Here is a 25,981-nt window from a genome sequence, read left to right on the forward strand (position 1 = left end):
CATAAGATTTATATAAGTTTTAACGCTTTAAAGCTCGTATGGTTATTTCGTGCAATAATAAGATGGTCATGGATAATAATGCCTAATGCATTTGCTGCATCTTTTAGTCTATATGTCATTGTTATATCTGCATCAGAGGGGGTGGAATCGCCAGAGGGGTGATTGTGGACTAAGATAAGTCCTGATGCAGATAACTCTAAAGCTCGAGAAATAACTTCACGAGGATAAACAGGTGTATGATCAATGGTTCCAGTTTGTTGCACCTCATCAGCAAGTAAGCCGTTTTTCTTATCAAGAAACAAAATACGAAATTGTTCACGTGTTTCGTGCGCCATAACAGCTTTACAATAAGCTAACACTTTATCCCATGATGAAAAGATATCGCGTTTAAACAATTGCGCACGAGCAAGACGTCCAGCAACATCTGAAATAATTTTTAAATCAATTGCAGTGGCAGGACCACATCCTGGAATTTCTTGAAGTCGGTGAATATCCGCTCCCAACACATCAGCTAATGAACCAAAACGTGCTATCAAATTTTTAGCTATGGGTTTTGTGTTTGCACGGGGTATTGTGCGAAAAAGCAATAATTCAAGATATTCATAATCTTCGATTGCATTTCCTTTTGACTTTAAATAACGCTTCCGAAGACGCTCACGGTGTCCTTGATAATGTTTATGGAGCTGTGCGTTTTTCTGAGGGGCTTCACTTTTTCTTTCTGATACTGGGGTGAGTGGAGAACTCGATGTTAATGCAAAGTGATCACTTTGAGTATTTTCCTTTTGATTTAATTTTTTAGCCATAACATCTCTACATTGCGTTAGGTATGCGAATTTGGAATATAAAAAATATTTTTAGGAGATTGTGTAAATATTTCATACCCTTCATTTGTGACACCAATTGTATGTTCATATTGTGCTGTCAGAGAGCGGTCACGGGTAACAGCAGTCCAACCGTCAGATAAAATCTTAACTTGTGGTTTACCAAGGTTAATCATAGGCTCAATTGTAAACATCATACCTTGTTTTAATTCTATTCCTTCTCCAGGATTTCCATAATGGAGGATATTGGGTGCATCATGAAAAAGCTGCCCAATCCCATGTCCACAAAAATCTTTCACAATTGAGCATCGTTCAGATTCTGCATACTGTTGAATGGCTGCACCAATATCACCTGTGGTTGCTCCAGGCTTAACAACAGCGATTCCTTTCATAAGACTTTCATAGGTTATTTTTAGCAGGCGTTCTGCAGCACGCCTGATTTTCCCAACAGGATACATTCGGCTTGAATCTCCATGCCAACCATCAAGGATAAAGGTTACATCCACATTTACAATATCGCCTTCTTGCAAGGGTCTTTTATTGGGAATGCCATGACAGACAACGTGATTGATAGATGTACAGCATGAATGGCTGTATCCATGATAATTTAGATCAGCAGGAAGTGCTCCTCGCTTAGCACCAAAAATGAATACAAAATCATCAATTTCTTGCGTAGTAACGCCTGGCTTAATAATATCTGTAAGTGCATCAAGGCATTCTGCAGCAATGCGACCAACTTCACGCATTTTAGCAAAAGCATAATCATCGAAAATGCGAATCTTCCCATTAAATTTTAAAGGGCTTTTATTATATTCAATATACTCAGTCATTGTTTTTTCTGTTTTCTATTTTTACTCTCTGAATCGGAAAAATGCCTTCTACACTTACGTGACACTTTACAGCATAACATTCTACTCCTGATTTTAATGCTAAATCAAATTTACGTCCATAGAGTGGATCAAGATCATGACAGATTGTAAAAGCTGCGCAATCTTCTCGTTGAATAATATAAAGCATAGCAGCTCTTTTTCCTTGTTGTACAACTCCTATGAGCTCATCAAGGTGACGTGCTCCACGTTTTGTTTTACTATCAGGAAATTCTGCTAATCCTTTTTGACGAATAAAATGAACATTTTTGACTTCTAGGTAACAGTCAGGAAGAATGTCATCACGTAAAAGAAAGTCAATTCGTGATTGTGTTCCATAGCGTTGTTCTTTTAAAATTGTTTTATATCCACTTAATTCTGGTAGTAATCCGTTTTGAATTGCTTCTAATGCAAGTTTATTGGGTAAAGCAGTATTAATGCCAACCAAAGTATTATCGGCTTCAATAATTTCTAATTGATAGGCATATTTTCGTTTGATGTTATTATGATATGAAAGCCAGATATTGGAGTTGAAAGCTGTTAATCCAAGCATTGATCCTGTATTAGGTACAGACACGGTGAGGACATGCTGATCATCTTGTTGAACATCCGCAAGGAAACGTTTATAACGACGGATAAGCTTTGCAGGAAAAAGTTTGGGAATAAAGTGCATACCCCTTTTTTAGGATTTATGATTTCATAATTCAACTGAGATTATGATTTGTAGGGGCTATTCCCTATAAAAAAAGATAAAATTGATGTAAAAAACGCTACGATATCCTATATAAATTGTTATAAATTCCATCGTTCACTTTAATGGCTTTTAGAATTTATTATCTTTGAGTGAAAAGATAACATTGTCTATAATTTATTATTAAACAGCATTAGAGTACTGTGAAGAAGGTTTCGTAAAAAATAGTGGAGAGGGAGATAGTTAAGTGAAACTAGGTAAGATTGATGGCTGGAACGAATAAGAATCGTGAAAATTTAACAAATGGTCCCATTATTATTTTAGTTGAACCGCAGCTTCCTGAAAACATTGGTATGGTCGCAAGGGCAATGGCAAATTTTGGGCTTTCTAAGCTTCGGTTAGTCAAACCTCGAGAAATGTTTCCAAATGAAAAAGCTATAGCTGCTGCGAGTAAAGCTGATCATGTTATTAACAACACTGTGATTTTTAATACATTGCGTGATTCAATTGCAGATTTACACTATGTTTTTGCCACAACAGCACGTGAAAGATGTGGATTTAAAACTGTAAAAAGTGCTGTCGAAGCAGCAAGCGTATTACGTCAGCGTGAAAGTATCGGACATAAGACAGGTATTGTCTTTGGAAGAGAGAGATGGGGATTAGAAAATGATGAAATCAGCCTTGTTGATGAAATTATTACTTTTCCAGTTAATCCTGCTTTTGCGTCACTTAATATTGCGCAAGCAGTTCTTTTAATGTCTTACGAATGGATGAAAACAGGTCTAGAAAATGTCAGCGATACGGCATTTCGTGCCGCAGAGATGGAACCTGCAAATAAAACAATATTGCATGGTTTTTTATCTCAGTTAGAAGAGGCTTTGAATATCCGTGGGTATTTTAGACCCCCAGAACGCAAAGAAGTAATGCTTGCAAATTTGCGCTCTGTTTTTACGCGCGCTAACTTTAGTGAACCTGAGGTTCGTTTATTGCGAGGCATTATATCTTCTTTGGATCATTTTTCGCCACAATATCCACGGGGGAGTAGAGCACCTGAAGAGCGTGATCGTAAAAAAATTAAAAATAAGTGTGAAAACTAATGGATGAACGACCTGTTCTTTTTTTTGATAGCGGTATTGGTGGTTTAACAGTGTTCAGGGAGGCACGTATTCTTATCCCTGAAATGCAATTTATCTATGTTGCTGATGATGCAGGATTTCCTTATGGAAACTGGAAAGAAAATATTTTGAAAGAGCGTATTTTAAAGATTTTTACAAATCTTTTAACACGCTACAATCCAGCCTTATGTGTGATTGCTTGCAACACCGTTTCTACACTGATGATGGCAGATTTACGACAGAATTTTTCTCATGTCCCTTTTGTAGGAACGGTTCCTGCAATTAAATCAGCTGCTGAACAAACAAAATCTGGTTTTATTTCCGTATTAGCTACTCCTGGAACAGTGAAACGTGCCTATACAAATGAATTAATTAATTCTTTTGCCGGACAGTGTCATGTTCAGCTTGTGGGAAGTAAAAAGCTGGCTGGATTTGCTGAAGATTATTTACGGGGAAAATCTATCGATTCAGAAGAGTTAAGAAAAGAAATCCTACCATGTTTTGTGGAAAAAAATGGACAATATACTGATGTTATTGTTTTAGCCTGCACACATTATCCTTTTTTGATTAACTTCTTTCGTGAACATGCTTTATGGTCCGTTGAGTGGATTGATCCGGCGAAAGCGATTGCCAAACATATCAGATCATTATTACCACTGTCGGAAAAAGTACACGATCAATATATAAAGAAATATCAAGATTTTGCGTTATTAACATCGAAAAATATCACTTCTTTAACGGAGAATTTGTTTAAAGGATTTGGCTTAAAACTCATGAAAGGAGTTGACTTTGGGTTATAAGACCAATAATGATGATCTAGCTATTTTTTCAAGAAAATAGCATTAATTGACGTGTCCCGTGGATAACTTTGCATATTGATATGTTAAGGTATTCTGTCAGTCTTTAGTATTTAAAGGCAGAGGAGGGCGCGTTTCCTTGGGGTCTTAAGATCTCGTGTTTTATTTTATAAGGAAATGCGATGAGTAAACGCGAAACAACAAAGTATAAAATTGACCGTCGTATGGGAGAAAATATTTGGGGTCGTCCGAAATCTCCTGTCAATCGTCGTGATTATGGTCCAGGTCAGCATGGACAGCGTCGTAAAGGAAAACTTTCTGACTATGGGGTGCAGTTGCGCGCTAAACAGAAATTGAAAGGGTTTTATGGAGATATTTCAGAAAAACAATTTCATAAAACCTATGAAGAGGCTGCTCGTCGACGGGGTGATACTGGTGAAAATCTTATCGGTCTGTTAGAATCACGTTTGGATGCTGTTGTTTATCGTGCAAAATTCGTGCCTACGATTTTCGCTTCTCGCCAATTTATCAATCACGGTCATGTTAATGTAAATGGTCGGCGCACAAATATTCAATCTTATCGTTGTAAACCTGGTGATGTTATTGAGGTTCGGGAAAAGTCAAAACAACTTGTTTTAGTTTTAGAATCAGTGCAATTGGCAGAACGTGATGTCCCTGATTATATTGAAGCAGATCATAAACAGATGAAAGCAACCTTTACACGTATTCCTGCTTTTGCAGATGTTCCTTATGCTGTGCAAATGGAACCTAATTTGGTTGTTGAGTTTTATTCTCGATAATTTTTCTGCAAGAGAAGTTATTTTTCTCTTCTATTATTATAACTTCAAGATATTGTGTTATTTTTACAATCTCTGAAGTTAATAAGTGCTTTTTGTAAATGGTTCTATATTAAGTTTATTGCTATGTTTTATAGTCATAGACTTATATAGTTCCATTTCTTTTTTGTGTATCTAATTTATAAATTCAAAAAACATAAATGTAAGCTTGCTTTAATATTTGTTTTTATCTTTGCAAAACGAGCTGTTTATTGTGCAGGATATGGTATTATGAATGATGTTTCAGTTGAATATCAGGCAATAGAAGAAAACGAAGGGAGAGATGATCCTTTAATAAGCGAAGCAGATAGTTGTCATCCAATGTTTCGTGTTGCTCCTTCAAGCGTAGAATTTAATAAATTGCGCAAACGACTTTTGCGTCATATGCGACAAGCTTTGGATGATTTTTCTATGCTTTCTACAGGAAAAAAATGGCTTGTTGCTTTATCGGGTGGAAAAGACTCTTATGGTTTATTAGCGCTTCTTTTAGACTTAAAGTGGCGAGGTCTTTTATCCGTTGAAATTCTTGCCTGTAATCTTGATCAAGGGCAACCTGGATTCCCTAAGCATATTCTTCCAGACTTTTTAAGTTCTTATAAAATTCCATATCGTATTGAATATCAGGATACTTATTCCATTGTTACAGATAAATTGGCAGAGTCGCAGACATATTGTTCACTTTGTTCTCGATTACGACGTGGTAATCTCTATCGTATTGCACGTGAAGAGGGATGTTCTGCATTAGTTTTAGGTCATCATCGTGATGATGTTTTAGAAACATTTTTTATGAATTTGTTTCACGGTGGCCGATTAGCTGCCATGCCTGGAAAACTTAAAAATGATGAAGGAGATCTTTTTGTGTTACGTCCTCTTGTTTATGCAGCTGAGGAGGATATGGAAAAATTTTCTCAAGCAATGCAATTTCCGATTATTCCTTGTAATCTTTGCGGTAGTCAAGATGGTTTACAACGTAATGCAATGAAAGAAATGCTGAAAAATATCGAAAGGCAAATGCCAGGACGTAAAGATACGATGATTCGCGCTTTAACAAATGTACGCCCAAGTCATTTGCTTGATAAGAAATTCTTTGATTTTAAGACCTGTTAATAAAGATTAGATATTAAAAAAATAAGTTCAAAGAGTTTAAGATAAGATACTTATTTATAATGATAATTTATTTTTTTCATTTAAATACCGTAAGATTGTTTTGTTTCAAATTCTCTTATATTGCATCCATAAAAAAGATCTGCCGGCACATCACAAAGGAAATTCTTGTGTGCATAAGACACTATTGAAAAAAGTTTCCTTTCACTAACTAATGACTGTCGCAATATGAAAAATGGGAAAATAGTACGATTGTCGATTTTCTCTTTTGTTAAGTAAAAATGGTGAACCTTGTGTTTTTTTCTTTTGCGTCGCCGTCACCTCATTTAAGGCATTAAATTAAGAGAATATATAACTGCTTGGTATTTGTGGAGTGTATAGCAAACATTCAGGGCGAGGGTTGTTCGTAAATTCTCATGAAGTGAGTTATATAAGTGATCAAGTTCGATTGTGAGTAGCCGATCTTTTTATAAACCAATGCTGATAGAAATCTTCATCATTGAGGACAGGGAAGAAGTTAAATTTTCAAACTGCTACACCATAAAGATCATAGGCATCCGACTGTTCAATTTTAACGCTGACAAATTCACCAACACGCAACGGGCGTCGTGATGATATATGGACAACACCATCTATTTCTGGAGCATCGTATTGACTACGTCCTTTGGCAACTTTTCCTTGACTTTCATCGATAAGCACTTGGAGTCTTTTTCCAATTTTTTTCTTTAAAAGATGTGTAGAAATTTGTTGTTGTTTTGCCATAAAACGATGCCAGCGATTTTCTTTCACCTCTTCAGGAATATTTTCTAATCCCAAATCATTTGCGGCGGCTCCTTTTACTTCTTCATACTTAAAGCACCCAGCGCGTTCAATTTTTGCTTCTTCTAGCCATTCTAGGAGTATATTAAAATCTTCATTCGTTTCGCCAGGAAAACCAACAATAAATGTTGACCGCAAAGTAAGATCTGGACATATTTTTCGCCATTTTTCAATTCTACGGTTTGTTTTTTCTATGAGTGCAGGACGCTTCATATGACGCAAAACAGCTGGTGATGCATGCTGAAAAGGAATATCCAGATAAGGAAGAATTTTTTTTGCAGCCATAAGTTCGATAACTTCATCAACATGGGGATAAGGATAAACGTAATGCATACGTATCCAAATACCCATATCGCCTAATTCGCGACAAAGATCAAAGAATTTTGTTTTGATTGTACGATCTTTCCAAGAATTTTCGAGATATTTTAGATCAATACCATAAGCACTCGTATCTTGTGAAATAACTAAAAGTTCTTTTACACCCGCTTGCACGAGTTTTTCAGCTTCACGAAGAACATCGCTGATAGGACGTGAAGTGAGATCACCACGCAGAGTAGGGATGATACAAAAACTACACTGGTTAGAGCATCCTTCAGAAATCTTTAAGTAGGCGTAATGGCGAGGTGTTAAACGAATACCTTGGGGAGGAACTAAATCAAGAAAAGGATCATGAACAGGAGGAATTGCTGTATGAACAGCTTCTATAACACTTTCATAAGCTTGCGGTTTTGTAATAGCCAATACATTAGGATACGTTTGGCGAATAACATCAGGATCAGCACCAAGACACCCTGTTACAATAACTTTTCCATTTTTTTTGAGAGCTTCATCAATATTGGCTAATGATTCTCTCCTTGCCGAGTCAAGAAAGCCACAGGTATTCACAATAACGACATCAGCTCCTTGATGTTGACGTGAAATTTCATACCCTTCAGAGCGAAGGCGTGTAATAATTCGCTCAGAATCTACGAGTGCTTTTGGGCATCCGAGGGAGACAAAACTAATACGAGGTGCTACCATGATGATCCTACAATTATTGTGAATGATTGAGTTACACTTTTATAACTGAAAAATAATGTTCTTTATTTTTATACCTATGCAATAAAATCTGTTACAAAGTTATTTGATTTTTTTCTACAAAATTTTATGTGTTTTTATGCATGCATACAATTTTATCTTATTGTATCATAAAATTCTGTCATTGAGGACGATGATATAAGGTTGCTTCCTTCAAAGCATTCAAGTTCTTTTATAAAGTACGTGGTGAATATTTTAAAGCTTACTTGTCGCGCCTTGCGTAAGTGAAGGACAATGGAGGGAAGGGAAAATGAAATCCGCTCGATAAGGATCTGGACTGTTTATAGACCGAATTGGGGCATCCTTTGGCTGTGGAGAGGAAGTCAACTGCGTGTGGCACAATAAAAAATACTCAACAACTCCTTACTGCGGTATCTATCGCGTACTATAAGGTTTATTTTTAATATTTGCGAATAAGTCCGGTAAGTTTGCCCTGTATTTCTACACGTTCGGATTCGTAAGTACGTGCTTCATAATGAGGATTTGCAGCTTCTAATGCAATAGAAGCACCTTTGCGTCGATAACGTTTTAATGTGGCTTCTTTTTTATCAATAAACGCAACAATAATTTCACCTGTTATTGCTGTATTTTGACGTTTCACAATGATCGTATCTTTATCAAGGATACCAGCCTCCATCATAGAATCATCTTTAACTTCTAATGCGTAGTGCTCACCTGTATTAACCATATTACGTGGGAGAGAAAGAGTGTTTATTTGTTGCAGTATAGCAGAGGCGGGCACGCTCGCAGAAATACGTCCCATAATAGGAATGGTGATATTTTTTTTTTCTTCTTCATCAAAGTTGTCAAGGTTACTCAAGTTTTTTGATATTTCCCTTTTATTTTTTTCTATCATACTGGGAGAAATTTTACGTGCTAAAGAAAGGTTAAATGTTATTTTCTCAGGGAGTCGAATCACCTCCACTGCACGAGCGCGATTGGGTAAACGACGTATAAACCCTCGTTGTTCTAAGGCTATAATGAGCTTATGAATACCAGACTTTGAAGAAAGTTCTAATGCATTTTTCATTTCTTCAAAAGAAGGAGGAACACCAGTTTCTTTTGTGTGGTTATGAATAAACAAGAGTAGCTCATATTGTTTACATGTTAGCATTCAATATTCCAATCAAAATAATAAAAAAGGAGTAAAGTAAAAATACATGTATATATAACAATTTTACAATTTTTTTTCCGCCAAATCAAAATTATTTTCTTTATTTTTGATCTTATAAGTTAAGTTAATGAAGCAATATGCTTATTTATAGACATATTTAAATTATTATTTATATAAAACTTACTTTAAGCATTTTATGAAATAATTATTTATATATTATATATCTACATTAATATTAAACAATGTATAAAAATACTTTATAGCTCTGACTGAATTATCCAACACTAAATTTTATGACCAGTGTTATCCTTTTCTTCTAAAAATATATCTACGTATTTTGTAATTTCTTGATATAAAAAAGTTAATTAGAAGGCATTTTATATATTTAGAACACTCTATGGGTATTTAGATCATTTTGCACACTGCATATTATTTCTGCTTTTTTAAGTAAAATTATCTACAGCTATAATAGTGAGCATAATTTATAGTCATTCGGGATACTTTCAATGAGACTGAATTTTATGTCTGTTTTATTCTATAGGATAAATTGGCTTTCGTTATATATTCATTATGCATGAATAAAAATCATACCCTCAAAATGCCATTGTTGCTCATTGTCCCATTTTTAGGTCTAACGTACCAACCGCTATATACTATTTTGCTGAACCCTAATGTTGAGATAATTTTCGGTTATTGAAAGGAGGTATAAAAGGTATTTTTATTTCTTTTTTATAGTTTTATTCTCTCACTCAAGTGATGAAATGATAAATTATTATAAATCAATATGTTAAATTATAAATCTGTATTTATATTTGAAAACTAAAATATAAAGATATAAAAATAATATTATAGTAAAAGGTATTTTTTCTCTATCCATTATGCTCAACACCCCATGTGAGGAAAGGGGGAGTAATTTCTTATAGTTTTAGCGCTTCGAATCTATGCAATATTTTGCAATGAAATTGTTCCTTGATTGAAACTTCAAAAAGAAGATTAAAGAGTACCTATACAATGATGAAAAAAGGAGGGGAAAACGGAAAATTATTGATAACTGAAGAAAATAATAATATTTTTCTTCAAAAGGTGTTGACCAAATGAAAAGTCAACCGTATGTTCCCTTCACTTTCTGCAAATTAGATAGTCTACAAACTAGATAGCTTGTGTGAGAGCGCGTAGCTCAGCTGGTAGAGCAACTGACTTTTAATCAGTAGGTCCAGGGTTCGAATCCCTGCGCGCTCACCAACTTTAAATAATATCAATAGACTATACAAAAATTTAAGAATCTTTCTCGTTTTGATTCTTTTTGAAGTTTTTTATTGATTCTATAATCAGTCATTTTCTATCAGATGTTTTGGAATAGAGCGATGCTATGCTGTCTCCTGTCCAAAAAAAGAGCTTTAAGCTTACGATACGCTTGTACCTGCGTTGGCAGAACATGTGGTTGCTCCTTTTCTCAATCCATAGATTGATTTTTTAATACCTAGTGCATTACATGATTCGCAAAACAAGTTGCTAAAATCACCACTTATTCACAGTTTATATTATGAAATGATTTTTCTATAAGAAATTGATTTGTTTAATTTTTATTCTTTTAAACATCTACTATAGTACATTTATTTCTTACGAAAATCATAAAAAGGTTAACAATGTGTTAATTTCTTGATAAAAGGGGGCAATTCAAGAGTGGTATATGCGCGAGGGAAATCATTTAAAAACGTAAATTCTTCCGTCGCGTAAAAAAAGCGTGACAGCGTGACGTGGTTTTTACAGTAGTACTTAACAGAAATAAGTGGACTGAATAGATGCCTTCAAATAAAAAAAAGAAATTTACTTTTATTATTAAACCATCACTTCAATTGTTTTCTATGATCGTCATTTCTCAGTCACTGGTATCTTGTTGCGCAAGCCAAACTATGAATTTTTCAATAAAAGATTCCTATCATAATAAACCAATTGACGTGAACACTTCTGTACTACCTCAACAAGTATCCAATAAGAAGAATCAATCGGAAGAAAGAAAGCGTGGACGAGCTGTTGTTGGTAAACCTTATCAAATAAAAGGAAAGTGGTATTATCCTCAAAATGATCCGACTTATAAACGTGTTGGCGAAGCATCATGGTATGGTTCAGATTTTCATGGGCGTTTAACTGCCAACGGTGAAATTTATGACATGAATCTTTTGACTGCTGCTCATCCCACAATGCCTTTACCTAGCTATGCTCGTGTTACTAATTTGAAAAATGGATCTTCAATCATTGTTAGAGTGAATGATCGCGGACCTTTTATGAAAGACAGAATCATTGATTTATCAAGGCAAGCTGCAGCAATACTGGGGTATGTAGATAGGGGGGTTGCAGATGTTAAGGTAGAATATATTGCTGAAGCACCCGTTGGCTATTATGATGGTGCATATTTAATGGCCTCTTATACTCCTGGAAATGCTGCCTCGTATTCATTAGCGTCAGAAAATGTTTTGAAAAAAAGAGAAACTGTTTTGTTAAAAGAGAAGCGCAATACAGGAAACAAAGAAGGATTAGCTAAATCAGCTGCTGTTGAACAGGAACAACGTAATAAAACTGTTGCAGTTAAATTGCCAGAAATTGGTCCTATCATGGTTGATAAGCCGATGCCATTCGATCAAGTTGCTTCTATAAATAAGCTAAACAAAAAAACAAAGGTCAATTGGCTACAACTGTTTTAAGAAAATATGCGTTGATTTTTTATCTATATAATTCTCTAGTAAAAAAGGTAAGAACTTACGGATTTAGTGGAAGGTTTTCATCTTAAAGCGCGTTGTCCTTTTAAAAAAGCGTGGTTGGGTGCTATTATAAATTCAGTACGAACTTTCCACTCCATTACTGGTCTATTCGTCGTTTTATGATATTTCTTGCTTTAATAAAGCACGCACTTTTCTTGCTGTAATAGCTTTTGCTAGACGAGGGGGGATTATTGTATCGGTCTGTTTGTGTAATCTCCAAAGCAACTATACAATCAATTTGATAGGAATAAAAAGCTTAAAAAGTAAAAAAATATTTTCTTTTGATTCGGTTTTGCAGCTTTCCAAAAAGCATCCACGGTAATATCTTATGAAGAGATTATGCATTATTTCATGCTTTTATTTATCATGTTCTTTAATGGAGTAAGTCTCCTCACGAGAAACAGAGCGTCTCAAACAAAATACACTTACACTGCCAATTCACGTACTTATTTAAAAGGGAAATATTTCAACACGTTACAAGCCTATTTTACGATAGCGCCTATGAATGGTATGATTGGTAACGCCTTTAGACATCACTATCTTTACACTTATGAAGATATAAACCGACACCATCGTACACTTTGCAAGCCTCCAATGTTTTGTGCGATAAATTTTGACACTTGAAAGGTTGATGAGAGGTATTTTTACTCTCTTTTTTAATAATTTTTATCCATATACGAACTTTACTTATGATGCGTAAGTAAGCGAATTTTATTAAATTCAATATGAGAAGAAATATAAAGAAGAAATATTACAGTATTTTTAATAATATATAAGTTAAAATATTATAACTATTTATAATAAACAATGTACTATAAATATAAAACAAAAAAATTAAAAATATTTTTGTTTTTTTATACTTTAAAATATTAAACTAAACTTAGGTATAAGATAAAAAGTGCATCATATTATTTTTGATAACGTTGAATAAAAATAAAGTCTTTTCTTGAGTTGTCAATAATTCCTCAATTTGCGGAAATAAAAAAGTTTTTTCCTATATAATATTCTTTATGTTGATCTTTGGGATGGGAGGAGAAGCTATGTATACAACATTAAGGATCTTATTGACTTTATGGGGGATATTGGCATTTGACATGTGGGGGAGAGCAGAAGGTTTTCAAATTTCTGCATCACAATTGTTGTTACTCGATGATGATACAGGGACAATACTTTATGAAAAACAAAGTGATATTCCTTTTTTTCCTGCTTCATTAGCAAAATTGATGACAGTAGAAGTCGTATTTCATCACTTAAAGGAGGGATTGTTAAAGAGTACGCAGAAATTCAAGGTCAGTGAAAATGCTTGGCGTAAGGGTGGAGCACCTTCCGGTACAACTACTATGTTTGCAAAGATAAAGACAGAAATCAGTGTTTCTGATCTTTTACGTGGTTTAATTATTATGAATGGAAATGATGCTGCTATTATTCTTGCTGAAGGAATATCTGGACATGAGGCTCATTTTGCAAAACTGATGAATCAGCGCGCGAAAATAGTCGGATTATCTCAGAGTCATTTTGTTAACGCAACAGGGCTACCCGAAGAGGGACAATTTGTAACCGTGCGTGATATGATTATATTAGCACGTCATATTGTTCAGGAATATCCGGATTATTATGCACTTTATCGTGAACCTCATTTTACGTGGAATAATATTTTTCAACGTAATAAAAACCCTCTTATTTCTAAGGAAATTGGTGTAGAAGGATTTGGTTTTGGCTACAGCGAAAAAGAAGGTTTTTCAATGGTTGCCACCATTTCTAAAAATCATCGACGTCTTTTTTTAGCAATCAATGGTTTGCAAGATGGTAAAAAATATACAAAAGAAATAGAACGCATTCTTCAATGGGGAATGACAGCATTTGATCTCAAAACGATTTTCACAAAAGAAGAAGCGGTTGGTCGTGCTTCTGTTTATGGTGGTAAGCAAAATTTTGTTCCACTCATTGTTAAAAAACCAATAAGTTTTATGCTTTCGAATGAAAAAAAAGTAAATGTTAAAGCAAAAATTAAATATCATGGTCCATTGAAAGCTCCTATCGTTTCTGGGCAATCAGTTGGCGTTATTCAAATTTTAGAAGATAAAAAGGTTCTTCTGGAAAAACCAGTTTTTGCCGGAATGAATGTTCAGGAAGGAAGTTTCTTTGCAAAAGTAAAAAATGCATTCTATGAAATAACAATTGGATGGTTACGGAAATATTTGTAGTTACGTGCTAATAAGGTTAAGGTCATACGTGTCAGGTTATTTTATTACATTCGAAGGAGGGGACGGGGTAGGAAAAACGGTGCAGATTTCTTTACTTGCTGAGTCTCTCTCACACCAAGGTTATGATGTTGTCACAACACGAGAACCAGGGGGAACGCTAGGAGCAGAAGCAATCCGGCATATTTTGTTGTCAGGGCAGGCGCAACAGTATGGACCGTTGATTGAAGCTGTTTTGTTTACAGCCGCACGTGTCGACCATGTTACCGAGGTTATCGCGCCTTCTTTGCAAAAAGGTAAAATCGTTTTATGTGACCGCTTTATTGATTCTACACGCGTTTATCAAGGACTCAATGATACAGTCAGTTCTTCTCTTCTTGCTGTTTTAGAGTGTATTGCACTCAATGGTATCTTGCCCCATTTAACATTTTTATTAGATATGCCAGCAATGTGTGGTATGAAACGTGCAAATTTACGAAGAAAAGAAACAGAAGAAATTGATTATTTTGAAAAAGATCAGTTGGAAATTCAAGAACAAAGGCGTCAAGCTTTTCTTCAATTGGCCAAACAGGAACCCCATAGATTTCGAGTCATTGATGCCACTGGCTCAGTGGAAGCCGTTGCACATCAAATAAAAAATATTTGTCATCAGATATTGTTGGATCAGCTTTCATGAGTAATGTAAATATCTTACGCCAATATGATGATATTGATACAATTTTATCACCATCCCAGAATGATGTTGTCTTTGGTCATGAGGATGTTCGTCATTTTTTGACACAAATGCTTAAAGAAGAGCGTTTGCATCATGCATTATTATTTGAAGGAGAATATGGGATTGGAAAAGCTACATTAGCCTTTCATCTTGCTTGGAACATTTTAAGTTCTCACCAGGGGGCTTTCTTGAAACCCGATCCTTATTCTACTCCATGGCGCCAAATTACACAAGGAAGTCACCCTGGTCTTTTGTATATTTCACGTCGATTTGATGTAAAAACGCAAAAGTTTAAAACAGGAATACTCGTTGATGATGTCCGTGATATTATGCATTTTTTAAGCCGAACATCGCAAGATAATGGATGGCGTATTGTTATTATTGATTCTGCAGATGATATGAATAGAAATGCAGCAAATGCAATTCTCAAAATACTTGAAGAACCACCTTCAAAAACGTTATTTGTTATTATCGCGCATTCTTCAGGAAAATTGCTTCCAACAATCCATTCACGGTGTCAAAAAATTTCTTTTCGTCCGTTGAATAACGATGAAATGAAAAAAGTTATTACACATATTTTCGCCAATCAGAACTTACCTGATGAGAAAACAATTGAAATAATTATTAAAAAATCTAAAGGAAGTCCTCGAAAAGCTGCTTTACTTATCTGCCATGGCGGTCTTGAAATTATTAGAACAATTGATGCTCTCTTAGAGAAACCTGTTTGTAACGCAACGATTGTACATACTCTTGCACAAACATTTTCATCTGTTTCTTCTACATTCCAATTTCAACAATTTTGTGATGAAATTCTTAATAAAATTCAAAAAAAAGCTATCATGCTCGTTGAAAAGGGTGACTTATTTCTCTCAAAAAAATATGCGGAAAAATGGCAAGAGATTCATCAAGAAATAGAGGAAATACAACTGTTTAATCTAGATAAAAAGCAGTTTGTTATTAACTTACTTTTTAAAGTTCATAAGATCATTCATGAGGATTAGTTTTTCCGTGACAATACGATGAATCGACGTTATGTCATTATATCTTTTATTTATAGCGTTTTACAACGAGTATGACATGCGTGACACATATTACATAACAACTCCCATTTTTTATCCTAATGGTGCTCCACATATTGGACATGCCTATAGTGCAATTGCAAGCGATGTCTTAGCCCGCTTTCAACGATTAAACGGAAAAAATGTATTTTTTCTTTCTGGTACAGATGAGCATGGTCTAAAGATGCAACAAACCGCAGCAGCATTAGGCATGACACCTCAGCAACTTGCAGATCGTAATAGTGCTGTGTTTCAAAAAATGCTTGCAGTATTAAATTGTTCTAACGATGATTTTATTCGTACGACAGAAGAACGCCATTACCAAGCTTGTCAAGAAATTTGGAAAAAGATGGAAGCAAATGGCGATATTTATCTCGGTCGTTATACGGGGTGGTATTCGGTTCGCCAAGAAGCCTATTATGAAGAAAAAGATACGGAAATTGGACCAGACAACATCCGCCGTGAGAAAGAATTAGGCTCTCCAGTTGAATGGAATGAAGAAGAAAGTTATTTTTTTAGACTTTCTAATTATGAAAAAGCTCTTCTTGAATATTATGAAAAACATCCTGATTTTATTGCTCCACTTGAGCGGCGTAATGAAATTATAAGTTTTATAAAATCAGGTTTAAAAGATATCTCTATTTCACGCGCAAGTTTTAACTGGGGCATTGCTGTTCCTGAGAATCCAAAGCATGTGATGTATGTCTGGGTTGATGCGCTTACAAATTATCTATCAGCAATTGGTTTTTTCAATAAAAATTCAAAAAAACGTGATTTTTGGCCTGCAAATACGCATATTATTGGTAAGGATATTATTCGTTTTCATGCAGTCTATTGGCCGGCATTTTTAATGTCTGCTGGAATTGAATTGCCTAAAAATATTTTTGCACATGGTTTTTTACTTAATCGTGGTGCAAAAATGTCAAAATCTATTGGAAATGTCGTTGATCCTTTTGAAATGGTTGATCATTATGGTCTTGATCAGGTCCGTTATTTCCTTCTCCGTGAAGTACCATTCGGACAAGATGGTAGTTATACCCATGAAAGCCTTGTGAACCGTATTAATGCTGACCTTGCTAATGATCTTGGTAATTTAGCACAGCGCTGTTTGTCTATGATTGCCAAAAATTGTAATGCACAAGTCCCGAGACCAACTTCATTTTTAGCTCAAGATAAACAGCTTTTAGAACAATCTCTTCAAGTACTTGAAACTGTACATCAAGCTATGTCTTCTTATAGTATGCATTTAGCACTTTCAGCTATTTTTTCAATTGTAGCAGATGCCAATCGCTATTTTGCCAACGAACAACCTTGGAGTTTACGTAAAAATGACCAAGAGCGATTTTCTACAGTTCTTTATATCACTGTAGAAATCTTGCGGAGAATAGGAATTATGCTTTTACCTTTCATACCCCAATCAGCAGCGAAACTTCTTGATAGCCTTGCGGTTGCTGAAGATGATCGGTTATTGTATCATATAAGTCACTCAAGAATTCAAGAAGGGCTTGATCTTCCACCACCAGAACCGATTTTTCCTCGTTATATCTTGAAGAAAGAAGATACTTATCATGTTGATTGATACACATTGTCATCTTGATTTTGAAGATTTTTCACAAGATTTGGATAATGTTATCCAACGGGCTTTAGATGCTGACGTTAAACGTATGATAACAATTTCAACCCATGTTCATAAGTTAGATAAGCTGTTAGCCATTGCGCAAAGCTATGATCAAGTCTTTTGTTCTGTTGGAACACACCCCAATCATGCGCATGAAGAACAAAATATTACAGCGGAAGAGCTTATACAGCTCTCGAATCACCCTAAAATTGTTGCGTTTGGGGAAGGGGGGCTTGATTATCATTATGATTATTCTACACCAGAAGAGCAAAAAAAAGTTTTTCAAGAACATATCATTGCTTCTCGAGAAACACAGATTCCTCTTGTTATACATTCACGCAATGCCGATCTCGATATGGAGACAATATTACGTGAACAGATAAAAGAAGGAGCTTTCCCCTTTATCCTTCATTGTTATTCGTCTGGAATGCAACTTGCTCGTGCTGGAATCGAACTTGGTGGTTATATTTCTTTTTCAGGTATTCTCACTTTTAAAAATGCACTTGAAATCCGTGAAATAGCAAAAATTGTGCCCCATGAGCATTTGTTAGTGGAAACAGATGCTCCATTCTTAGCACCTAGTCCCCATCGGGGAAAAACAAATGAACCGTCTTTTGTATGCTATACAGCAGCTGTTTTGGCTGAAACAATTGGCTTAAGCATTGAAGAAACAGCTCAAATAACAACGCGTAACGCTTTTCGTTTATTTAGTAAAATGAAATAAGGCAAAAGATATGTGTGATCAATACCGATTTACAATATTAGGTTGTGGTCCTTCTCCAGGAGTGCCTCGACCCAATGGTGATTGGGGAACATGTGATCCGAATAACCCTAAAAATAAACGCTACAGAAGTTCTTTATTAGTTGAACGTATTAAACCTTCAGGAGACAAAACAACAATCGTTATTGATACAGGTCCAGATTTTCGCTCACAAATGATTGATGCGCGTGTAAGCCATCTTGATGCTGCTCTTTACACACATTCTCATGCAGACCATATCCACGGTATTGATGATTTACGCAGCTATGCACTTGCACAAAAATGTCTAATAGATATCTATGCCGACAGATTTACACTAGAGCATCTCAAAAGTGCTTTCGGATATTGTTTTCAAACACCAAAAGCTTCATCTTATTCTCCCATTTTAAAAGAGCATCTTATCAATGAAGATAGCCAATTTATTATTCAGGGGCAGGGCGGAGCAATAAGCGTCAATACACATTTACAACACCACGGAAACATTCATTCCTTAGGTTTTCGGATTGGGAATGTTGCCTATTGTACGGATGTTAGTGAATTTCCTGAAAAAACTTTATCCAAATTAATGGGTTTGGATGTTCTCATCATTGAAGCTCTTCAATTTAAATCCCATCCGAGTCATTTTTCTGTTGATCAAGCATTACAATGGATAGAATATTTAAAGCCAAAACAAGCAATACTCACACATATGGATAGATCGCTGGATTATAACAAGGTTATAAATTATGTCCCATCCTATGTAAAACCTGCATATCAAGGTCTTACTTTTGAAACAGATACGTAAGCTTATTATGTGCAATATTTTAAGTTAAATAAAATACTTTTAAATTTATCCTTTATTTTATTTCAATTTTGACATATTTAGTGCTTTTTTATGTCGAAAATGAGGCTTTTATGTATAAGAATTTTAAGCGGGGTGTATGTATTGTGGTTTTAGCTGTTTCCTTGACAGCATGTGGAGGGCGTTTAGAAAAAAACATTTCAACGACAACAATACATGACGGATCAATGAGTTGTGCCGATATTCAACGGGAGTTTTTGGCTAATAAACGTCAGATTAATGATACAATTGCAGAGCGTTCTAAAGCAAGAAATAAAAACGTGGCTTTAGCAGCAGCAGGTGTTATATTTGTACCTGCTTTGTTTTTTATGGATGTAAAATCAAGTGAAAGTAATGAAATTTCAGCTTTAAATAATCGTAATGCTGTTTTGAGTGATCTTGCACGTATAAAACGTTGTAAAATAGTACAGTAATTTTTATTATTTATACGACGTAATTTCATTACAACTATTTTGGTCTTTAAGGAATATTCCTTAAAGACCAAATATTTTAATACGCTGTTCAATTATATCGCCATTACCATAATTTAGTTTAAAAATTGAATTGTACGATTATAAAAAAGTAGGGTTTCTTTTGTTTTTCTGTATCACATTATCGCATAATATATATTATGGAACTTTATTGAAAAAGTATATCTAGCATTAGCACTTTGAGGAACGTATGTTTGAAAACTGTGGTGAGCTACTTTTAAAAACTTGATAACCTTTGAAGTTAAGTATGATTGAAAATCGAGCCTGTTATTCTGGCTCGAAAATTTCAATCACGATGTTTTTTTATTTTTTACTCTTTTAAAAAAAATCATCACAATTTGTAGTATTATGAAAGCTAAAAACAATATTCCATGAAATAATGGTACAAATGGCTGATAAATAAAATCAGAATAATATATTGTTATTGCTTCAATCAATGCTGCAATACACCACACAATGATACCCCATAACGAATACATCCAAAGTCCAACTAAGGCAATAGGATAGAGAATAGCCAATATAGCTGATGCAAATTGCCACTGCCAAGGCATAAGATCAAAACGCCATAGAATACCTGGAAAAACACCAACAAGGCGTATCCAATAACAAATACCTAGGACTAAGCAAATGAGTGCCAAAAACCGTAAATAACAGTTATAGATTAAATTGATTTTTGAAATCCGTTTGTGAGAATTATTTTTCACAATAATAACTCTTGCTCAACAGGTTGGAAGTAAGAATCTACCATTTCATCTGTCACATTTGAAAGTTTATCTGGCTGCCATTGAGGTCTTTTATCCTTATCGATTAACATAGCACGTATACCTTCATGAAAATCATGTGAATTAATCATATGATGTGCAATACGGTTTTCAATTTTCATACAATCTTCCAACGTTTGAGATGAATTTTGTTTCATTTGTTTCCAGATAACTTTTAAACTTATCGGAGAACGTGACTGCAAAATATCATAACATTCTTTAGCAAATAAAATACCTTCATTACTTTTTTTATGTAGCAACTCAAGACATTCTTCTAAGGTATGGGCACTAAAACAAGTGTTAATAATACAACGTATTTCATGACTCGTTTCATAGTCTTTTGTAATTGCTCGCTCGTTTAAAGCTAAAGTAGGATCTCCTTGCTCAATAATAGCTTTTCTAATCATATCGAATTCAATTTCAGCAACGGCGTGTGTTGCTAATCCTAAATTTAAGCAATCTCCCCACTTTATGCGTGCGCCCGTTAATGCAAGATAGATGCCAAAATGATTGGGAAGAGATGGTAAGAAAAAACTTGCACCTACATCTGGAAAAAATCCAATTGCACCTTCTGGCATAGCAAAAACTGTATTTTCTGTAACAATTCGATGTGAACCATAGAGAGAAATACCTACCCCTCCCCCCATCCAAATACCGTTTAAGAAAGAAATGTAGGGCTTTGAAAAATGTTTGATATAAGCATTTAAACTATATTCATCACTAAAGTATTGACACGCAGAGGCACTTTTCCCCATATGATAGATTTCTACAACATCTCCACCAGCACAAAAAGCACGCCCCTCCCCTTCAATTAAAACACAAGAAACATTATCATCTGTTTCCCATGTCCTGAGAGCTTTTTTTAAAGCTGAAACCATTCGTTGATTCAGAGCGTTTAATACTGAAGGGCGTGTGAGCTTTATAATACCAGCACGCCCTTCTTTCGTAAAAGAAATATCATCATCTGCTCCAAAATCAATTTGCATCTTACATCCTTCTTAAAACGACTATTTATTGTTTTTTTATATTTTTTGCCCCAAGTTGAGGAAATATTTGCATGATTGCGCCAATACAATATATATAAATTCCTGTTACTGAAATTCCTATTTTAACCCAATAGGGAGCCTCTAGTTGATAAAAGAATGCAGAAACACCAAAAAAACACCATAAGAGAAAAATTGGAAAATTAATTCTGCGTAAACGAAGGACTCTTACTGGATGGATAAAATAAATTGGCAAAAAAGATATAATCGCCGATAAAACAATAATGATAAAAGTAATCCACTCTCCCGGTCTTACGACAAAAAGCGTAAAAATCATCATATTCCAAACAACAGGAAATCCTTTAAAAAAGTTTTCTTTGGTTTTCATGCTAGTATCTGCATAATAAATAGCAGATGAAATAACAATAATTGCACTCAATGAAAACGATAACCCTATCCCCATAAAACCACTTTGATAGAGTGCAAAAGCAGGAATTAAGACATAAGTCACGTAATCAATAATATTATCTAACAGCTCTCCAGACCATGTTGGAAGAACGTATTTAACATCAAGTTTGCGTGCAATTGGTCCATCTATACCATCAACGAGAAGTGCAAGCCCAAGCCAACAGAACATAGCTGTCCATTCTTTTTGAGAGGCTGATATAAGAGAAAGAAACGCTAAAAATGATCCCGAAGCTGTTAGTAAATGAACAGAAAAAGCCTTTGCTTGTGGCATTGTTACTTTTTTATGGCGTAATAATTTAGCATTTGTTTTAATTTTCTTTGTTAGTTTACGTTTCAAGGTTTTCTTATCCTCGTTTTTAAAGTCTTCAACCATCTATCAATACGCCATTTTTTACCGATGATATAACCCAGCATTTAAAAAAATCATAAAAAGGTTACTTTTTTATATCGCATTATTTATTACATACTATAATAGAAGAGCTTCATATAATAAAAAGAGAGTGATCATTTGGAAATGTTAAAATATTTTCTCAATGGACAAAGGTTCAAATCGTTGTGATATTTGAAAAGAAAGAGCATAAAGATATTGCTGTTATTGGTGCAGGTCCTGTGGGAATGTTGTCCGCACTGTGTCTTGCACATGAGGGGTTTTCTGTTTTTCTTGTTGGCCCCCCTGCTCATACAGATGAGTTACGGACAACTGCTCTTATGATGCCTGCAATACGAATGCTTCAAAAACTCAATATTTGGAATAATATTCAAAAATATGCTGCTGCTTTATCCTACATGAGGATTGTAGATATAACTTCTAGAATTGTGCATGCTCCTACGGTGCATTTTTCTTCTGCTGAAATTGGTGAAAAAGCTTTTGGCTATAATATACCTAATGTAAAATTGAACAGTGCTTTAGTCGATGCTATTACACATACGCCCAATATTACAAGATTTGTTTCGGCAGCCAAATCTTTTCATCACACAAAAAACCATGTATGTATTACTCTTGCTGATCATAGAGTCATTCAAGCTCCACTTGTTGTTGCTGCTGATGGACGTCACTCTCTTGCACGTGCCGCAGCAGGAATAAGTGTCAAACAGTGGAATTATCCACAAAAAGCACTTGTTCTCAACTTTTCTCATGAGTTTTCTCATCAAAATACATCAACCGAATTTCATACAGAACATGGTCCATTTACACAGGTTCCTTTACCAGGGCGAAGATCTAGTCTTGTATGGGTTGTTCATCCTTCTCGTGCTGAGGAATTGTTGAATATAGAACCAAAAGAAATTGCAAAAATGATCGAAAACCAAATGCAATCAATGCTTGGAAAGCTACGCTTAGAAACATCAATTCAAGCATGGCCGCTTTCAGGACTTCTTTCTCATCATTTTGCTGCTAATCGAACAATTTTAGTGGGTGAAGCCGCTCATGTTTTTCCCCCTATTGGAGCACAAGGATTGAATTTAGGATTCCGTGATGTCCAAACTTTGATTGATATTTTACCCAATAAAATGTCCAACTCTAACTCTGAAATGATTGTTGCGCATTATAACAAATGCCGCAAACCAGATATATTAATCCGAAGTGGAGCTGTTCATACACTTAACTCTGCTCTACTTTCTCATATGTTGCCTGTTCATATGATACGAAGCGTTGGGCTTGGTTTGTTACATAGTTTTTCACCATTACGTAATTTATTTATGCGCGAAGGAATGTATCCCGGTTATGGATTCAAGGAAATTATGCAAATATTTCCAACAAAATCATCTAAACAGCTCTACTGAGCAATAATGGATAATAACGTAAAATAAACAAATAATAATAAGTCAATAAGGTATCAATACCACAGAAAAATTATTTCTATTTGAGTTTTTGTAATAAAACATGTAAAATTATTAGTACTATACATCATTTTTTATTAAAAATTATTATATATATTTAGCATACTAATATAAAATAAGAAAAAATAATTATAATAAATATATTTCTTATAGTTTTGTATGAAATATAAAAATTACAGATAAAAAACTAATAAGCATAATAATTAAGTTAACTATAGACTACAGATGGAATTGTAAAGATATCTTGCTAAATCATGTCTGTTAAAGTTTACACTATAAAGCAAATGAAAAATAATACCATTTTGAAATAGTTATTTTATAACATTAATTTTAATAAGAAAATAAATAATAAAAAACATTTTTATTTAATCAATAGAGTTTCAAAACTTTTTATCATTAAGTATAATATTAAAAATAAAATCATCTTGGGAACTTGTTAGTAACACAGAGGTTAATGAAGTGTTGTTTCAACAAATGGTGACAAGATGAAACTAAATAAATTTTTGAAATTAAGTATTTTTTTTATAATGATTGTATGTGTCTCGTTGACAGTCACTACTTCAATCAGTGAGGTTTTTCATCTTCCTTATTGTCAAGCCTTTACCTATAGCTCTACTCAAAATGTCACTAAAATAGGTCAGAACTCATTTACTGCTTCACAAGTTAAAAATTGTCTTATGCAAAATGGTTTTGAGAATATTAAACGATTGCGTTTAGATGACAAAGGCATCTGGCGTGCTTTAGTAAAATTTAAAAAGTCCCATTTTTTCGTATCCGTTGACTATTCAGGAACAGTTAGCATTCAAAATGAAAGAAAAAAATATGATTGATTTTAAAACTTACAGTAACGTTTCTGTTCATAGCTGTAAGGAAAAAAAATTAAAAAAGTGCTGCCATTCTATTAAAGAATTTGCTTTCATTGGCGGTTTAAATGGTAGCATATCAGGAGCTATCGCAGCAACTCTTGCAGCTTATGGTTATATTGCTCTTCCAGGATTTGGTCCAGTTATCGCAATGGGTATAGGAGTAGCACTTTCTGCCGGAATGATAATAGGAACACTGATAGGATCAGGAATGGGAGGAAGTGTCGGTATATGCTGTATTTTATGGGAAATTTATATGAATCATAATAATTCTTTCTCTTATAAATTTCATAATGAATAAAAATTTTTCGTCATTTTTTCTATGAAAAATAATTAAGTCATTAACAAATTATATGTTCTGTTTTTGATGAAATGATTATCGTATTATAAATGAAATAATATTTCTATGTAAATTATTTTTCTTAAATTTCAATTTAATACAATCATATATATTTAATAATATAGATTATTTTTATAGATAAAATTTATTTAAATATAATTATAAGGTATTTTATGAAAAAAATATTATTATCATTATTGATTTTTATGGCATTTTTAATTCATAAAAATTCTGCATTAGCACTATCAACACAAGTAAATATTTATAAATTAGAAGATAATAATTCCAAAAAGGCTATTGGTAGCATTAAAATTGAAGAAAATACATACGGTTTGATTTTCATCCCTAATTTATCTACTTTATCAGAAGGGATGCATGGTTTTCATGTACATGTAAATCCTTCATGTGATACAAAAGATGGCATAATTGGTGGAAGCGCAGGTGGACATTATGATCCGGAACATACCGGAAAACATTTAGGACCTTATAATGTCAATGGTCATCTTGGTGATTTACCAGCACTTTATGTTGATAAGCAAGGATATGCTATGATGAGCGTTCTTGCTCCACGATTAAAAAAATCTCTGAAATTAAAGGGCACTCTTTAGTCATTCATTTAGGAGCAGATAATCAATCAGACAAACCATTACCGCTTGGCGGAGGTAGTGCGCGTTTGGCGTGCGATATTATTGAAAAATAAAGAGAATATTGTGGCAAACTGTGTGAATATTTTATAAGAGTAAAGTTTTTTGAATGTTTAATTTGGATAACAAAAAACTTAATAATAATCAAAACGAATAACAATGGAAATTAAAGAAATAGTAGTATAAATTCTCCGTAAGAAGACTTCAATATGAGGAAGTAATATTTTCAATGTTTGATGTAAAAAAAGCAAGAAAATTGAATTTCACTTTCTAAAATATCAAATTTGTAATAAATTATAATTATTAAGTCTAGTATCTAATGGAATTACGTCCCACACACAAAATAGAACGGGTCTAAAACAGAATTTTTACTCTTCCCCTACTCAAGCCCACTCATGAGATGCACGCAAACAATTTTGAT

The 25,981-nt window shown here is 34.2% G+C and carries 22 protein-coding genes, 1 tRNA gene and 2 pseudogenes; 17 read left to right on the forward strand and 8 right to left on the reverse strand.

Going from position 1 to position 25,981, the window contains the following annotated elements:
- Positions 1-8: 8 nt before the first annotated feature.
- Genes radC through sfsA form a run of 3 tightly spaced genes read right to left on the reverse strand, consistent with a single transcriptional unit; the run spans position 9 to position 2,360 of the window.
- Entirely contained in the window at positions 9-803 is a 795-nt protein-coding gene (gene radC, locus ACFIJQ_RS02605; RefSeq protein ID WP_015856410.1) for a DNA repair protein RadC, read from the reverse strand.
- A gap of 17 nt (positions 804-820) precedes the next feature.
- Positions 821-1,651, reverse strand: coding sequence for a type I methionyl aminopeptidase (map, locus tag ACFIJQ_RS02610; RefSeq protein WP_015856409.1), 831 nt, complete (start codon positions 1,649-1,651; stop codon positions 821-823).
- Entirely contained in the window at positions 1,644-2,360 is a 717-nt protein-coding gene (sfsA, locus tag ACFIJQ_RS02615; RefSeq protein WP_015856408.1) for a DNA/RNA nuclease SfsA, read from the reverse strand. The genes map and sfsA overlap by 8 nt, the downstream gene beginning before the upstream one ends.
- 284 nt (positions 2,361-2,644) lie before the next feature.
- On the opposite strand from sfsA, the pseudogene ACFIJQ_RS02620 reads away from it, so the two are divergent.
- The 4 genes and pseudogenes from ACFIJQ_RS02620 to ttcA all read left to right on the forward strand — a co-directional run bounded on the left by ACFIJQ_RS02620 (position 2,645) and on the right by ttcA (position 6,233).
- Positions 2,645-3,482, forward strand: a pseudogene (locus ACFIJQ_RS02620) (RNA methyltransferase).
- Positions 3,475-4,293 carry a glutamate racemase gene (murI, locus tag ACFIJQ_RS02625; protein ID WP_273787953.1) on the forward strand — a complete coding sequence of 273 codons (819 nt, stop codon included), beginning with the start codon at positions 3,475-3,477 and terminating at the stop codon, positions 4,291-4,293. Before ACFIJQ_RS02620 ends, murI begins: the two are co-directional and overlap by 8 nt.
- Positions 4,294-4,472: 179 nt before the next feature.
- Positions 4,473-5,090: a 30S ribosomal protein S4 gene (rpsD, locus tag ACFIJQ_RS02630; RefSeq protein WP_273722651.1), complete on the forward strand. Its 618-nt coding sequence runs from the start codon at positions 4,473-4,475 to the stop codon at positions 5,088-5,090.
- A 267-nt stretch (positions 5,091-5,357) separates the two neighbouring features.
- Complete coding sequence (gene ttcA, locus ACFIJQ_RS02635) at positions 5,358-6,233, forward strand: tRNA 2-thiocytidine(32) synthetase TtcA (protein ID WP_375628391.1); 876 nt, start codon at positions 5,358-5,360, stop codon at positions 6,231-6,233.
- Positions 6,234-6,755: 522 nt separating this feature from the next.
- Here the strand turns inward: ttcA and rimO are convergent.
- Positions 6,756-8,069, reverse strand: coding sequence for a 30S ribosomal protein S12 methylthiotransferase RimO (rimO, locus tag ACFIJQ_RS02640; RefSeq protein WP_273787955.1), 1,314 nt, complete (start codon positions 8,067-8,069; stop codon positions 6,756-6,758).
- Between the two features lie 457 nt (positions 8,070-8,526).
- Positions 8,527-9,240: a transcriptional repressor LexA gene (lexA, locus tag ACFIJQ_RS02645; RefSeq protein WP_015856402.1), complete on the reverse strand. Its 714-nt coding sequence runs from the start codon at positions 9,238-9,240 to the stop codon at positions 8,527-8,529.
- A gap of 1,166 nt (positions 9,241-10,406) precedes the next feature.
- Here lexA and ACFIJQ_RS02650 point away from each other — a divergent pair.
- The 9 genes from ACFIJQ_RS02650 (at position 10,407) to ACFIJQ_RS02690 (ending at position 19,605) form a co-directional block, all read left to right on the forward strand.
- Positions 10,407-10,482: transfer RNA gene (locus ACFIJQ_RS02650), tRNA-Lys, on the forward strand.
- A gap of 560 nt (positions 10,483-11,042) precedes the next feature.
- The gene (locus ACFIJQ_RS02655; RefSeq protein ID WP_273787957.1) at positions 11,043-11,942 is read left to right on the forward strand and encodes a septal ring lytic transglycosylase RlpA family protein; all 900 of its coding nucleotides are present in this window, start codon (positions 11,043-11,045) and stop codon (positions 11,940-11,942) included.
- A 1,097-nt stretch (positions 11,943-13,039) separates the two neighbouring features.
- Positions 13,040-14,203 carry a D-alanyl-D-alanine carboxypeptidase family protein gene (locus ACFIJQ_RS02660; protein WP_375628394.1) on the forward strand — a complete coding sequence of 388 codons (1,164 nt, stop codon included), beginning with the start codon at positions 13,040-13,042 and terminating at the stop codon, positions 14,201-14,203.
- 28 nt (positions 14,204-14,231) lie between these two features.
- Positions 14,232-14,876, forward strand: coding sequence for a dTMP kinase (gene tmk / locus ACFIJQ_RS02665; protein WP_375628396.1), 645 nt, complete (start codon positions 14,232-14,234; stop codon positions 14,874-14,876).
- Positions 14,873-15,916: a DNA polymerase III subunit delta' gene (locus tag ACFIJQ_RS02670; protein WP_273787960.1), complete on the forward strand. Its 1,044-nt coding sequence runs from the start codon at positions 14,873-14,875 to the stop codon at positions 15,914-15,916. Before tmk ends, ACFIJQ_RS02670 begins: the two co-directional genes overlap by 4 nt.
- Before the next feature lie 76 nt (positions 15,917-15,992).
- On the forward strand, positions 15,993-17,552 hold the full coding sequence (gene metG / locus ACFIJQ_RS02675; RefSeq protein ID WP_375628397.1) for a methionine--tRNA ligase: 1,560 nt from the start codon (positions 15,993-15,995) through the stop codon (positions 17,550-17,552).
- A complete protein-coding gene (locus ACFIJQ_RS02680) occupies positions 17,542-18,315 on the forward strand; it encodes a TatD family hydrolase (protein ID WP_273787962.1) in 774 nt (257 codons plus the stop codon). Before metG ends, ACFIJQ_RS02680 begins: the two co-directional genes overlap by 11 nt.
- Before the next feature lie 10 nt (positions 18,316-18,325).
- Entirely contained in the window at positions 18,326-19,135 is an 810-nt protein-coding gene (locus tag ACFIJQ_RS02685; protein ID WP_273787963.1) for an MBL fold metallo-hydrolase, read from the forward strand.
- 110 nt (positions 19,136-19,245) lie between these two features.
- Positions 19,246-19,605, forward strand: coding sequence for a hypothetical protein (locus ACFIJQ_RS02690; RefSeq protein WP_375628399.1), 360 nt, complete (start codon positions 19,246-19,248; stop codon positions 19,603-19,605).
- A 347-nt stretch (positions 19,606-19,952) separates the two neighbouring features.
- Here ACFIJQ_RS02690 and ACFIJQ_RS02695 read toward each other — a convergent pair whose 3' ends face one another.
- From ACFIJQ_RS02695 to pcsA, 3 genes are read right to left on the reverse strand one after another with little or no spacing between them, the layout of a single operon-like run.
- Positions 19,953-20,366, reverse strand: a complete 414-nt coding sequence (locus tag ACFIJQ_RS02695) for a DUF6163 family protein (RefSeq protein ID WP_015856393.1) — start codon at positions 20,364-20,366, stop codon at positions 19,953-19,955.
- Positions 20,363-21,409 carry an enoyl-CoA hydratase/isomerase family protein gene (locus ACFIJQ_RS02700; RefSeq protein ID WP_273787965.1) on the reverse strand — a complete coding sequence of 349 codons (1,047 nt, stop codon included), beginning with the start codon at positions 21,407-21,409 and terminating at the stop codon, positions 20,363-20,365. The genes ACFIJQ_RS02695 and ACFIJQ_RS02700 overlap by 4 nt, the downstream gene beginning before the upstream one ends.
- A 25-nt stretch (positions 21,410-21,434) precedes the next feature.
- Positions 21,435-22,247, reverse strand: coding sequence for a phosphatidylcholine synthase (pcsA, locus tag ACFIJQ_RS02705; RefSeq protein WP_375628402.1), 813 nt, complete (start codon positions 22,245-22,247; stop codon positions 21,435-21,437).
- A 182-nt stretch (positions 22,248-22,429) separates the two neighbouring features.
- Here pcsA and ACFIJQ_RS02710 point away from each other — a divergent pair, with 182 nt between their 5' ends.
- The 4 genes and pseudogenes from ACFIJQ_RS02710 (at position 22,430) to ACFIJQ_RS02725 (ending at position 25,616) form a co-directional block, all read left to right on the forward strand.
- Positions 22,430-23,656: a UbiH/UbiF family hydroxylase gene (locus ACFIJQ_RS02710; RefSeq protein ID WP_375628404.1), complete on the forward strand. Its 1,227-nt coding sequence runs from the start codon at positions 22,430-22,432 to the stop codon at positions 23,654-23,656.
- Positions 23,657-24,198: 542 nt separating this feature from the next.
- Entirely contained in the window at positions 24,199-24,543 is a 345-nt protein-coding gene (locus ACFIJQ_RS02715) for a hypothetical protein (RefSeq protein ID WP_015856389.1), read from the forward strand.
- Positions 24,521-24,877 carry a hypothetical protein gene (locus tag ACFIJQ_RS02720; protein ID WP_273787968.1) on the forward strand — a complete coding sequence of 119 codons (357 nt, stop codon included), beginning with the start codon at positions 24,521-24,523 and terminating at the stop codon, positions 24,875-24,877. Before ACFIJQ_RS02715 ends, ACFIJQ_RS02720 begins: the two co-directional genes overlap by 23 nt.
- A 212-nt stretch (positions 24,878-25,089) precedes the next feature.
- Positions 25,090-25,616 (forward strand): annotated as a pseudogene (locus ACFIJQ_RS02725) (superoxide dismutase family protein).
- The last annotated feature ends 365 nt before the right edge of the window (positions 25,617-25,981 follow it).

Source organism: Bartonella sp. TT67HLJMS (assembly GCF_042193375.1).
GTDB lineage: Bacteria > Pseudomonadota > Alphaproteobacteria > Rhizobiales > Rhizobiaceae > Bartonella > Bartonella grahamii.